The 11,893-nt window shown below is 51.6% G+C and carries 13 protein-coding genes; 12 read left to right on the top strand and 1 reads right to left on the bottom strand.

The features are described 5' to 3' along the window. Positions 1–100 precede the first annotated feature (100 nt). The 12 genes from AC4IE8_RS04125 to AC4IE8_RS04180 all read left to right on the top strand — a co-directional run bounded on the left by AC4IE8_RS04125 (position 101) and on the right by AC4IE8_RS04180 (position 9,965). Positions 101–517: a hydrogenase expression/formation protein gene (locus AC4IE8_RS04125; protein ID WP_068993423.1), complete on the top strand. Its 417-nt coding sequence runs from the start codon at positions 101–103 to the stop codon at positions 515–517. A gap of 33 nt (positions 518–550) precedes the next feature. After that, the gene (locus AC4IE8_RS04130; protein ID WP_068993419.1) at positions 551–1,657 is read left to right on the top strand and encodes a hydrogenase small subunit; all 1,107 of its coding nucleotides are present in this window, start codon (positions 551–553) and stop codon (positions 1,655–1,657) included. After that, the gene (locus AC4IE8_RS04135; RefSeq protein WP_490790398.1) at positions 1,654–2,316 is read left to right on the top strand and encodes a hypothetical protein; all 663 of its coding nucleotides are present in this window, start codon (positions 1,654–1,656) and stop codon (positions 2,314–2,316) included. Before AC4IE8_RS04130 ends, AC4IE8_RS04135 begins: the two co-directional genes overlap by 4 nt. After that, on the top strand, positions 2,313–3,581 hold the full coding sequence (locus AC4IE8_RS04140; protein WP_068993414.1) for a (Fe-S)-binding protein: 1,269 nt from the start codon (positions 2,313–2,315) through the stop codon (positions 3,579–3,581). Before AC4IE8_RS04135 ends, AC4IE8_RS04140 begins: the two co-directional genes overlap by 4 nt. Before the next feature lie 45 nt (positions 3,582–3,626). Next, positions 3,627–5,348, top strand: a complete 1,722-nt coding sequence (locus tag AC4IE8_RS04145; RefSeq protein WP_490790399.1) for a nickel-dependent hydrogenase large subunit — start codon at positions 3,627–3,629, stop codon at positions 5,346–5,348. A 287-nt stretch (positions 5,349–5,635) separates the two neighbouring features. After that, on the top strand, positions 5,636–6,199 hold the full coding sequence (locus AC4IE8_RS04150) for a cytochrome b/b6 domain-containing protein (RefSeq protein WP_068993404.1): 564 nt from the start codon (positions 5,636–5,638) through the stop codon (positions 6,197–6,199). A gap of 4 nt (positions 6,200–6,203) precedes the next feature. Next, complete coding sequence (locus AC4IE8_RS04155) at positions 6,204–6,602, top strand: DUF1924 domain-containing protein (RefSeq protein WP_068993403.1); 399 nt, start codon at positions 6,204–6,206, stop codon at positions 6,600–6,602. 13 nt (positions 6,603–6,615) lie between these two features. Continuing rightward, the gene (locus AC4IE8_RS04160) at positions 6,616–7,194 is read left to right on the top strand and encodes a diheme cytochrome c (RefSeq protein ID WP_068993402.1); all 579 of its coding nucleotides are present in this window, start codon (positions 6,616–6,618) and stop codon (positions 7,192–7,194) included. After that, positions 7,195–7,506, top strand: a complete 312-nt coding sequence (locus AC4IE8_RS04165; protein ID WP_068993399.1) for a PepSY domain-containing protein — start codon at positions 7,195–7,197, stop codon at positions 7,504–7,506. A gap of 3 nt (positions 7,507–7,509) precedes the next feature. Beyond that, on the top strand, positions 7,510–8,178 hold the full coding sequence (locus tag AC4IE8_RS04170; protein ID WP_068993397.1) for a response regulator transcription factor: 669 nt from the start codon (positions 7,510–7,512) through the stop codon (positions 8,176–8,178). Then, positions 8,159–9,496, top strand: coding sequence for an ATP-binding protein (locus AC4IE8_RS04175; RefSeq protein WP_068993394.1), 1,338 nt, complete (start codon positions 8,159–8,161; stop codon positions 9,494–9,496). The genes AC4IE8_RS04170 and AC4IE8_RS04175 overlap by 20 nt, the downstream gene beginning before the upstream one ends. A 19-nt stretch (positions 9,497–9,515) precedes the next feature. Continuing rightward, a complete protein-coding gene (locus AC4IE8_RS04180) occupies positions 9,516–9,965 on the top strand; it encodes a protein YgfX (protein WP_490790400.1) in 450 nt (149 codons plus the stop codon). A 113-nt stretch (positions 9,966–10,078) separates the two neighbouring features. On the opposite strand, the gene nadB is transcribed toward AC4IE8_RS04180, so the two are convergent. After that, positions 10,079–11,698 (bottom strand): L-aspartate oxidase, encoded by a 1,620-nt coding sequence (gene nadB, locus AC4IE8_RS04185; protein WP_068993391.1) that lies wholly within the window; start codon positions 11,696–11,698, stop codon positions 10,079–10,081. Positions 11,699–11,893: the final 195 nt, after the last annotated feature.

Here is an 11,893-nt window from a genome sequence, read left to right on the forward strand (position 1 = left end):
GCTAAATAGTTCTTTAATGGTGCATTGATGATCCAGATCAGCACCTGTATCAGAAATTAGTGATATTCTTTCTGATAAGCATATAGTTAGGGCTTTCCTGATGCCGCGACTCCAGGACATCGCTGTAAAAGTAGAGTCTCCCGATGGCACTCAGAACAGCCATGGGAACGCACTCCCCATCCTGCATGAAATCCACCACGCCCTGCAGCGCTTCTCCAGCGAAGGTGAATACTGTTGCATCGATTTACGTTCACTGCCGTTTGGCCCTGGTGATGAAGAGCAACTGTTGCAACTGCTGGGCCGGGGTGAGATTCACGTGACAATGGATGCCCTGGGTGAAAGCACCATCTGGGAGACGGCATTTTCCGGAGTCTGGATCGTCGATCACCGAAATGCAGAAGGCGAACGTGTCGCTTTACAGATAGAGATCGGTTCTGTCCCAAAAATTGTATTCTCACAGCAGGAAGATATTGTTGATGCCATAGATCGGCTAGAGGCAAAGTTAAAAGAGCATTAAGTCCGCATCTTGATCGAAGCGGTAGGAGTTGTGATGGCTGATGATCTAAAAAAACTCTCTATGACACTGGGCGAAAGCCTACGTCAACAAGGGGTCTCAAGGCGGGGTTTTCTGAAGTATTGTGCCGCCACCGCATCGATGATGGCGCTGCCGCCCACCATGGTTCCTGCGATTGCGCAGGCCCTGGAGAAGGCAAAGCGCCCATCGGTTATCTGGCTTTCCTTTCAGGAGTGTACCGGGTGTACCGAGTCACTGACCCGCAGTCACTCCCCAAGTGTGGAAAACCTGATTTTCGATCATATCTCATTGGATTATCACCATACCTTGCAGGTTGCTTCAGGTGATGCCGCGGAAGCGGCCAGAGAAGCGGCCATGCATGAGAATGAAGGTAAATACATCGTGGTTGTCGATGGCTCAATACCATTGGCCAACCCGGGCTATTCGGCGATTGCCGGCATCAGTAATCTGCAGATGCTTGAAGAGACCGTGGCCGGCGCAGCGGCCGTAGTTGCGGTAGGTAGTTGTGCGGCATTCGGCGGTCTGCCTCATGCCAATCCCAATCCCACTGGTGCGGTCTCTGTTGGTGAGATCGTCAAGGACAAACCGGTTGTCAATGTATCCGGTTGTCCACCTATCCCTACGGTAATTACCGGTGTACTGGCCCACTTCCTGACCTTTGGTTCACTACCTGAACTGGATGCTCTGGGACGCCCGATGGTCTTCTTCGGACAGAGCATTCATGATCGATGTTATCGACGGCCATTCTATGACAAAGGGCTGTTCGCTGAGACATTCGACGATGAAGGGGCGCGTAAGGGTTGGTGTCTGTTCAGACTGGGTTGCAAAGGTCCAATGACCTATAACGCCTGTGCCACAGCAAAATGGAATCAGGGTACAAGCTGGCCGGTTGAATCCGGTCATGGCTGTCTGGGATGTTCTGAGCCCGACTTTTGGGATGCCGGTGGTTTTTATAACGCACTCTCCATTCCCGATAGCGATCTCACCAGAAAGACTGGCTATGTTGTGGGTGCCGGTGTCGCACTGGGCGCCGCTGCTGGAGCGCTCAATCGCAGTACCCGGGCGAAAGCGGCGGCACAACATGAAACCGTTACCATTGACGACTTGGATAAGAAATCATGAGCACATCAATTGATTTTCTTTTATGGGTAAGAGGACCAGGGTTCGATATTGCTTTGTTCATCTTTGTTGTTGGGGTTTTGATACGTCTGCTTGAGGTTTTGATCCTCGGGCGCAAAGCCGATTATTCAGAGCCTCGTGGCGCTGAGCTGGGAGCCGGGCTGTTGACCCTGGTAACCCGTACCGCACCGGAAGGGGGCAGCTTCAAACGCTCGCCGTTTACCGTAGTGGGAGGGTATATCTGGCACAGTGGATTTCTGATCAGTCTGTTTCTGTTCGTACCGCACATCGAATTGATCGATTCGGTACTTGGTATCCGCTGGCCCGGTATTGCCAGTAACCTGGTTGATGCAATCGCTGCTGTGACCATTGTGACCCTGGTAGCGATGTTGTTCAGTCGTCTGACCCATCCGGTGAAACGTTTTCTCAGCGGCCCGGAAGATTATCTGACCTGGGTGGTCACATTTCTACCGATGCTTACCGGATATCTTGCCTACCATCGCATGATTGACCCCTATCCATTGGTACTGGGTCTGCACATACTCAGCGTTGAGTTATTGATGGTGCTGTTTCCCTTTACCAAGCTTATGCATGCCTTCACCTTTATTATCGCCCGTTGGTACAACGGGGCTATGGCAGGTCGCAGAGGAGTTCAGTCATGAGTGAGGCAACCTTAGAAAGAGGCATGAACGCCTTTCGCGAACAGATGAATGCACCCGTGGCGTCGTTCTTCTCCAGCTGTGTGAATTGCGGTATGTGTGCCGAAGCCTGTCTCTTCTATACCGAGACCGATGATCCCAAATATACGCCGATTCATAAGCTGGAACCTTTACGCCGGGTATGGGAGCAGGAGTACACCCTGTGGGGTCGCCTGAAATCGATGCTGGGTCTGAGCAAGCCTGTAACCAACGAACTGTTGGAGGAGTGGGAGACCCTCATCTATGACGGTTGCACCCTGTGTGGCCGTTGCTCCATGGTCTGTCCGGTGGGTAATGATATCAGCTATATGATCCGCCGTGCCCGGGAAGGTTTTGTGGCGGCGGGTTATGCTCCGGAAGGTATCAAAGGGGCGAGCCGACGGGCGGTGACCATCGGTAGCCCAATGGGGGTCAAGTTTCCAGCCTTGGCGGCACAGATCAAACATGTGGAGGCGGACAGCGGTCTGACCATCCCAGTGGATGTGGAAGGCGCTGATTACATGGCGTTGTTGTCCTCCATGGAGATCATGAACTTTCCTGAGTATCTGGAGGCCCTTGCGCGGATCTTCAAACAGGCCGGGGTTACCTGGACGATCAGCTCGGAGGCATTTGAGGCAACCAACTCAGGTATTCAGATCGGATCTTCCGATATCGCCCGTGAGTTGGTGAATCGTGTCGTGGTGGCGGCAGAGAAGCTGAAGGTCAAATATGTGATCAGTCCGGAATGCGGACACGCCTACACGGCGATCCGTTGGGAGGGACCCAACCTGATCGGGCGGCCCTATGATTTCAAAGTTGTGCATATCCTGGAACTGCTCGATGAATTACGTTCCACAGGGCGTTTGAAGACAGAGGGTACTGAAGATGACCGTCTGACCTTCCACGATCCCTGCCAGATTGTACGTAAAGGTGGTGTACTGGAACCGCCGCGCAACCTGCTGAAACTGGTTGCAACGAACTTTGTTGATATGAACGACAGCCGTGAAATGAACTGGTGTTGCGGCGGTGGCGGCGGAGTCAGTGCCAATGAACGGGCCGAAGAGTTGCGGATAAAAGCATTCAAACGCAAGAAGACCCAACTCGATGAACTCAATGTGGAGACTTTGGTGACCGCCTGTGCCAACTGTCGCCTGATCATCGAAGAGGGTTTGGAAGAGTATCGCATGGAGATGCCGGTCGTCGGTTTAACCGAGATGATTGCAGAGCATCTGGTTGAAGATGAAAAGTAACTCTGAAACCTTAGCGCCATTCCTAATGATAGGAGACGAGACAAAATGAGTGACAGAATCGTCGTTGATCCCATCACCAGAATCGAAGGCCATCTGCGGATTGAAGCACAGATGGATGGCGATCAGATCAGCAGTGCTTATTCATCAGGCACCATGGTTCGCGGCATAGAGATCATCCTCAAGGGACGGGATCCCCGTGATGCCTGGGCCTTTGCACAGCGGATATGCGGTGTCTGCACCCTGGTGCATGGTATCGCCTCGGTCCGATCGGTTGAGGATGCCTTGAATTATCAGATTCCGCAGAATGCCCAGCTGATCCGCAATCTAATGATCGGCGCTCAGTATATTCATGACCATGTGATGCACTTTTATCATCTGCATGCCTTGGATTGGGTGGACGTGGTTTCCGCCCTGTCGGCTGATCCGGGCAAGACGGCTGAACTTGCGCAATCTTTGAGTAACTGGCCAAAAGCCTCTCCCGGTTACTTCTCCGATGTGAAAAAGAAACTCAAAGGCTTTGTTGAAGCCGGGCAGTTGGGTATTTTCGCCAAAGCCTATTGGGGACATTCGGTTTATAAGCTTCCCCCCGAGGCGAACCTTATGGCGGTGGCTCACTATCTTGAGGCGCTGAGTTGGCAAAGGGATGTGGTGAAGTTACATGCCATCTTTGGGGGCAAAAATCCACATCCCAATTTTCTGGTGGGTGGGGTTGCTTCTGCGATCGATCTCAACTCCGATTCTGCGATCAATACCAAGAAGCTCTCTCAGGTGCAGGATGTGATCACCAAGATGCGTGAATTCACCGATCAGGTCTATGTGCCCGATACTCTCGCGGTGGCCAGTTTCTACAAGGACTGGGGTGAGCGTGGCGAAGGTCTGGGCAACTTCCTTTGCTGTGGAGATCTGCCGGGAACCTCGATGGATGATCCGGACAGCTTCTTCTTCCCCAGCGGAGTAATTCTGGATCGGGATCTCTCCACTATTCATCCACTCGATCTGAACAGTGCCGATGAGATTCAGGAGCACATTTCCCACTCCTGGTATGACTACTCTGGTGGTAAGGATCAGGGTTTGCACCCCTATGATGGTGAGACAAACCTCAACTACACAGGTCCGGAGCTGCCTTACAAACACCTTAATGTCGAAGAGTCCTACTCCTGGTTGAAGGCACCCAGATGGAAGGGCAAAGCGGTCGAAGTTGGACCGCTGGCCCGGGTGCTGATGCTGTATGCCAATGGTCATGAGCAGACCAAAGAGCTGGTCGGTATGACCTTGAGCAAACTGGATCTGCCCACCAGGGCACTCTTCTCCACACTTGGACGTACCGCGGCCAGAACCCTGGAGACCAAGATTCTCGCCGATGCCATGCAGGGCTGGTATGACCAGCTGGTGGCCAACATCAAGGCAGGCGATACCAAGACCTTTAATGAAGCGCTGTGGGATCCTTCCACCTGGCCAAGTGAATGCCGAGGTGTGGGTTTCATGGAGGCCCCAAGGGGCGCTTTGGGTCACTGGATCGTGATCGAGGATGGCAAGATTGCCAACTATCAGGCGGTGGTACCCAGTACCTGGAATGCGGGGCCCCGGGATCCCAGCGGTCAACCCGGTGCCTACGAGGCCGCTCTGCAGGACAATCACCAGTTGGCCGATGCCAAGCAACCGGTGGAGATTCTCAGAACCATCCACAGCTTCGACCCCTGCATCGCCTGCGCCGTCCACCTCTCTGATGAAGAGGGCGAGGAGATGCTGCAACTGAAGGTTACCTGATTCAATCTCAACAAGTGGTGGGGCAATGCCCCACCCATCAACTTACCCAGATTTTAAACCCTGACATTTAGGGCCTATTGGATTAGTGTTAACAGGCCCTAATTTAAGTCCAATCCTGGCTTGGCGTAGTAAATTTAGCCTCCCTTCTACATTCAATACCTATCAGCAGTTTCTGGTCCATTTGGACCAGCTTTGTCCGGTCTGAAAAATTATTTCGCCATTTTCAGCTTGATTTCATTTTCTTCAGCCATGCTTAGCCACATTCAGGTTATAGAGAGACTGTGAGGATGAGTAAAAAGCGAATGATAAAGGTTTGGGATCCCTTTGTACGACTTTTCCATTGGTCACTGGTGGGAGCTTTTGCCATCTGCTGGATGACGGAGGATGAGTGGATGGATCTGCATGTGTATGCCGGTTACACGGTGGCTGTACTGCTGTTGATCCGTATTGTCTGGGGGGTTATTGGAACACGCTATGCCAGATTCAGCGATTTCGTGAAATCTCCCGGCAAGGTGATGGCATACCTGAAGGATCTGCTCAGTTTCAAGGCAAAACGCTTTATCGGTCACAATCCTGCCGGCGGCGCAATGATTGTGATGTTGATGTTCGGTCTGCTGTTAACGGTACTGACGGGCATGCTGGCTTATGGTGCAGAGGGACTAGGACCCTTGGCTGAACCTCTGTTTTCCAACAGGCCCTATGGCGGTGAATTGTACGAGGAGATACATGAGGTGTTTGCCAATACGACACTGTTGTTGATTGCGGTCCATTTGACAGGGGTATTGGTCGGATCCCTGCTACATCAGGAAAATCTTGTGCGATCGATGATAACAGGCACAAAGCGAGGGTAAGCTAATGAAATTCAACCTTAAAGCTGTGCTACTGCTGACTTGCCTTCCAGTAGCAGTTCATGCTGGGGCACTGGACGAGCGATTTGCCAGCTATCAGGAGAAGGGTGTCGATTCATTCGATCCGGAAAATGGTCAGGCTATCTGGCAACAACAGGTCAGGCATGCAAAAAGTGGTAAAGCCCGCTCGTGTAGTGATTGTCATGGGGATGATTTAAGCGAGCCTGGAAAACATGTTAAGACAGGTAAATCCATTCAGCCAATGGCCCGGTCTGTCAATCCACAGCGTCTGACTGATGGTAAAAAGATTGAAAAGTGGTTCAAGCGGAACTGCAAATGGACCTGGGGCAGGCGATGTACCGCCCAGGAAAAGAGTGACCTATTGAGTTTTCTGCAGCAGCTATAAATGGAGCCTGGCAATGAAAAAGATCTGCTTACTATTGATTTTGATTTTATCGCTCATATTCGGTATTGGTGTGGTGTTTGCCGATCGGGATGAAGCTGTATATGAAAAGGAGCCTGGATTTCTAACTCGTTGGTTCCGTTCAGATACTATGCTGGCCGATAAAAAGGGAACCCAACAATATCAGGAGGAGTGCGGGAGTTGTCATTTCCCCTATCAGCCTGGCTTTCTGCCTGGCGCTTCCTGGCGTTTGGTTATGGCAGGACTCGATGACCATTTTGGCGAAAATGCGGAATTATCGGACTATGAAGCAGAATACATTTTGAATTACCTCACACAAAATGCTGCAGAGAATGTCAGGGGAGAAATCTCCCAAAAAGTTCTTTGGTCAATTCGCACAAAGCAGCCGCCAATGCGCATCACGGAAACTGATTTCTTCAAGCATGAACATGACGAGATCTCTCCCAGGATACTGCATCGCAATGGAGAAAAAATTCAGTTCAGTAATTGTGACAGCTGCCATGTTCGGGCACTTCAGGGGTCATTCGATGACGATGATATTAAAATACCAGGTTATGGTCGTTGGGATGACTGAATGATGTTTTATAGGGCAAATATGGTGCTTTTATTGGTGGTTTTGTTCACTGCCTCTCTGCTATATGCCGATGGAGATGTGGGCTATCAGGAGGCACGGCGCCTTACGCAAAGTGGAAAGATCGTGCCATTGACAGATTTGTTGAGGAAGATTCAGGCAGAAAGGCCAGGCCGGGTGATCGAAGTGGAATTGGAACGGCATGGCCAGACATTTCTTTATGAAATTGAGATACTCGATGAGCAGGGTATGGTATGGGAATACAAACTCGATGCGGTAAACGGAGAGCTTCTGGAACTTGAGCTGGAGGATTGAGGGATGCGATTGCTGTTGGTTGAGGACGATAATTTACTCTCAGCATCGCTCAAACAGGATCTCGAGCGGCAGGGGTTTGCGGTGGATCTGGCAACTCAGGGTGTTGAGGCGGAGTACCTGGGTGATGAGATGGAATACGATCTGGTTGTTTTGGATCTTGGATTACCCAAACGATCCGGCCTTGATGTGTTAAAAAACTGGCGCTCAAGAGGGAATGATATTCCGGTGATCATCCTTACTGCCCGCGATGCCTGGCATGAACGGGTGGCTGGATTCAAAGCGGGTGCGGATGACTATCTGGGTAAGCCGTTCCATGTTGAGGAACTGGTTGTACGTCTGCAGGCCCTGGCGCGACGATCTAACGAAATGGTAGGCCGCAGCCTTAAAGCCGGCGGTGTTGAGCTGGATGAGGAGAAGCAGCAGCTGATTCTTCCTGATCAGCAACGACTGGATCTCACCGGTACAGAGTTTAGATTGATGAGATTTTTTATTCTCAATCAAGGGAGAATTCTATCCAAAACCCGGCTTACAGAGCATGTCTACGAGCAGGATTTCGACCGCGACAGCAATCTGATTGAGGTGTATATCAGCCGATTGCGTGAAAAGCTCGGAAAGCAGGCAATCGAAACCCGGCGTGGTCAGGGATACATCTATGTCGGTCTTGAATCCTAAATCCATCGAGCGGCGATTGCAGATTGGCCTGACGCTCAGTCTGGCTCTGTTGATGGGGTTGTTGTGGATATTCGGTGCGGGTTCGCTTGAAAAACTCACAGAGGATTTCATCACCTCAAGGCTTGAGCATGATGCTGAATCGATACTCGGGGCAGTCGCAACAGAACCCCGATTAGCCGTTGAAGAGGCCTACATCAATCAAATTTACCACCGACCGTTTTCGGGTCACTACTTTCTCATTGTCAGTGACTCCGGATCAGAGTTGACTTCCCGTTCATTGTGGGATTATAAGCTTCGTCTTCCCAGTATGAAGCCAGGTGAAAGCAAACGACTCTATCGCCAGGGACCCGATGGGCAACAGCTACTTGTCTGGTTGACCGGCTATCGAAAAAAAAACCAGAATCTGACCATAGCGGTTGCCGAGGATCTCTTACCGATCAACCGGCAACGTCAGACCTTCCTATGGAATTTTGCCCTGTTGTCGATCGTGGGGTTGATGGTTTTGTTGATTATTCAGAGCCTGGTGGTAAGACTGGCTTTCCGTCGTCTTGAACCCTTACGTGAGGATCTACGAAACCTCTCCTCTGGGTGCGAAAAGCCGTTGAATGAAGATGTGCCCAACGAGATGCTGCCGTTGGTCAAAGAGGTAAACCACTTACTGCAACTGCTCTCACAGCGAAACCAAAGAACCCGTAATGCACTTGGAAACCTGGCTCATGCGCTAAAAGGACCGCTCAATCTGTTAACCGGATACTTCGACAGACAGTTGCGGCATCGATACGGTGAACAAGATAATCAGGCCAGCCAGCAGGTGGAGCGTATACGCCTGCTGATCGATAGGGAACTGAAAAGAGCACGGCTCAGCGGCGAACGGAGCATCAATCAGAAATTCAGTGCAAAAGTGGATTTACCAGACCTACTGGATGTACTGCGAAAGATTTATCAGGGGCGTAATCTGAATATTCAGGCAGTATCGAAGCCTGAGTGTCCGCCATTCGGAGATCGAGAAGATATACTCGAACTGCTGGGAAATCTATTGGATAATGCCTGTAAATGGGCAGCGGGAAATGTAGTTTGTCAGATTGTTTGTGCTGACAATCTGACGATTGTGGTTGAGGATGATGGAGTAGGACTGGATGTGTCAGATTTACAAAGTCTGCTGCAGCGGGGCAGCCGACTGGATGAAGCCACCGAGGGGCACGGTTTAGGTCTGGCAATCGTCCACGAGGTGGTACAACTTTACCAGGGAGAGATCAATTTTGACCGCTCCCCCCAGTATGGTGGACTCAGGGTAAAGGTCGTTTTGAAACATCTGTAACAGCAAGGAGGCTGTGGACATGAGCAATCGATTGGCAGCAATTCACATCAAGCCAGGGCCATCACGACAATTGATGATTTGGCATCGTAGTCTGTCTGCCATGACATTTCTGGCGATAATCACTGCGCCGATTGAAGTGGCACTCAAAACTCTCCTCTTGATGATACTTTTTTTACTGACTAGGCTGCCGGTTTCCAGGAAATTTAGCCCTGAACACGTAGCAAAAGCGGAAATCAAGAGTAACGGCTGGTCGAAAATTGTTCTGGCAGGCGGGGAGAAATATTCAGCAAGGCTACGTACCGATAGCCTGGTAACGCCCTGGCTGATCTTATTGCGCTTTAGTCTCCGGGAGCGCTGGCGCCATCCAGTGATGGTTCTGTTTCAGGATGCTTTGCCAGCGGAAGAGATGCGGAACTTAAGGATCCTTCTCAAGCATGGTTCATTCACCCGGGAGGAGCCGATTGTCTGAACTGATACACTACACAATAGCAGCTCCCTTCACTAATGAAGATGGCCTGTTTTGCCGGTTTACAATTGTTGAGTGATCGCTCAAATGAGCACATTCAAAACCTGGGTCATGTTTCAGTAAGGTGAATAGGACTCAGGAATCAAAATCGTCGGTTTGTTCTGCACCCGGTCGTCCCGGTAGGGGAAATCCAGGATGAAATGGAGTCCTCGACTCTCACGTCGGCATTGGGCCGATCGAATGATCATATCGGCCACATCGACCAGGTTTCTCAGCTCCAGAAGATCCATGCTGACCCTGAAATTGCTGTAGTACTCGACAATTTCCCGCTGTAACAGGTCTACCCTGCGGCGGGCGCGCACCAGGCGTTTGTTACTCCTGACGATACCCACATAGTCCCACATGAAGTGGCGAAGCTCATCCCAGTTATGGGATACCACCACCTCTTCATCCGGCTCTGTAACACGGCTTTCATCCCAGGGGGGAATCTGTGGAGGCTCAGCTGTGGTGGAATCCAGTTCCTGAATATCCTCTGCGGCAAGCTTGGCAAACACCAGACACTCAAGCAGTGAGTTGCTGGCCATACGATTAGCGCCGTGAAGACCTGTGTAGGCACTCTCACCGACCACATAGAGTCCGGCGATATCGGTTCGTGCTTTATGATCCGCCATTACGCCACCGCAGGTGTAGTGGGCTGCCGGCACCACCGGAATCGGTTGTTTCGACATGTCGATACCGAAGTCGAGACAGCGCTGGTAGATGGTGGGGAAGTGCTCCTGGATGAATTCGGCCGGTTTGTGGCTGATATCCAGATAGAGGCAGTCGGCGCCAATGCGTTTCATCTCATGGTCGATCGCCCGGGCGACGATATCTCTGGGCGCCAGTTCCCCCCGCTCATCGAAACGATCCATGAAGCGGCTGCCATCGGGAAGCTTGAGTTGACCACCTTCTCCTCTGACCGCCTCGGAGACCAGGAAACTCTTCGCCTCCGGGTGGTAGAGGCAGGTTGGATGAAACTGGATGAACTCCATGTTGGCAACCCGGCAACCGGCCCGCCAGGCCATCGCGATCCCATCCCCCGTGGAGACATCCGGGTTGCTGGTATAGAGATAGACCTTACTGGCGCCACCGGTAGCCAATACGACGAATCTGGCGCTGAAGGTCTGCACATGATTGCTTTCATGATCAAGAATATAGGCGCCATAGCAGCGTTTCTGGTGCTTGGTTTGCTCTTTTTCGCTGGTGATCAGGTCGATGGCGATATGGTGCTCGAAGATTTCGATATTCGAGCGGGCTCTGACTTGTCCCTGCAGGGTGGTTTCCACCTCTCTACCGGTGGCGTCTGCTGCGTGAATGACCCGTCGGTGGGAGTGGCCACCTTCCTGGGTCAGGTGGTAGCCACCACTCGATGCGGCACTGTCGTCCCGGGTGAAATTAACCCCACCCTTGAGCAGCCAGTCGATGTTGGATGGGCCATTTTCCACCACCAACTGCACGGTCTCCTTATCACACAGGCCGGCGCCGGCATCCAGGGTGTCCTTGACGTGGGAGGCGATGCTGTCCTCCTCATCGAGTACCACGGAGATTCCTCCCTGAGCGTAATAAGTGTTGGTCTCTTTCAGCTCTTTCTTTGAGATGACTGCGATATTCAGCTTCTGATCCAGGTGCAGGGCAAGGCTCAATCCAGCGGCGCCACTGCCGATGATCAGTACGTCATGTTGGTGATCTGTCGTCATAATTTGCGGGGTAGGGTCGTTATGGTGATAATGCGTTTCCAGTTGTAATGCATCCTAGCTTAAAACCGCGTTTGGTTGAACCAATCGCATCGGCAGACTGATGTCGATCAATTAAAGCTGGAATTGCCAGAACTTATCCAATCCATGACTGTCAATGGGACTGTGCACAGGAAGTGCTGGTCACGAGGAGGTAAT

The sequence above is a fragment of the Candidatus Thiodiazotropha sp. AKAK2 genome (assembly GCF_058244685.1).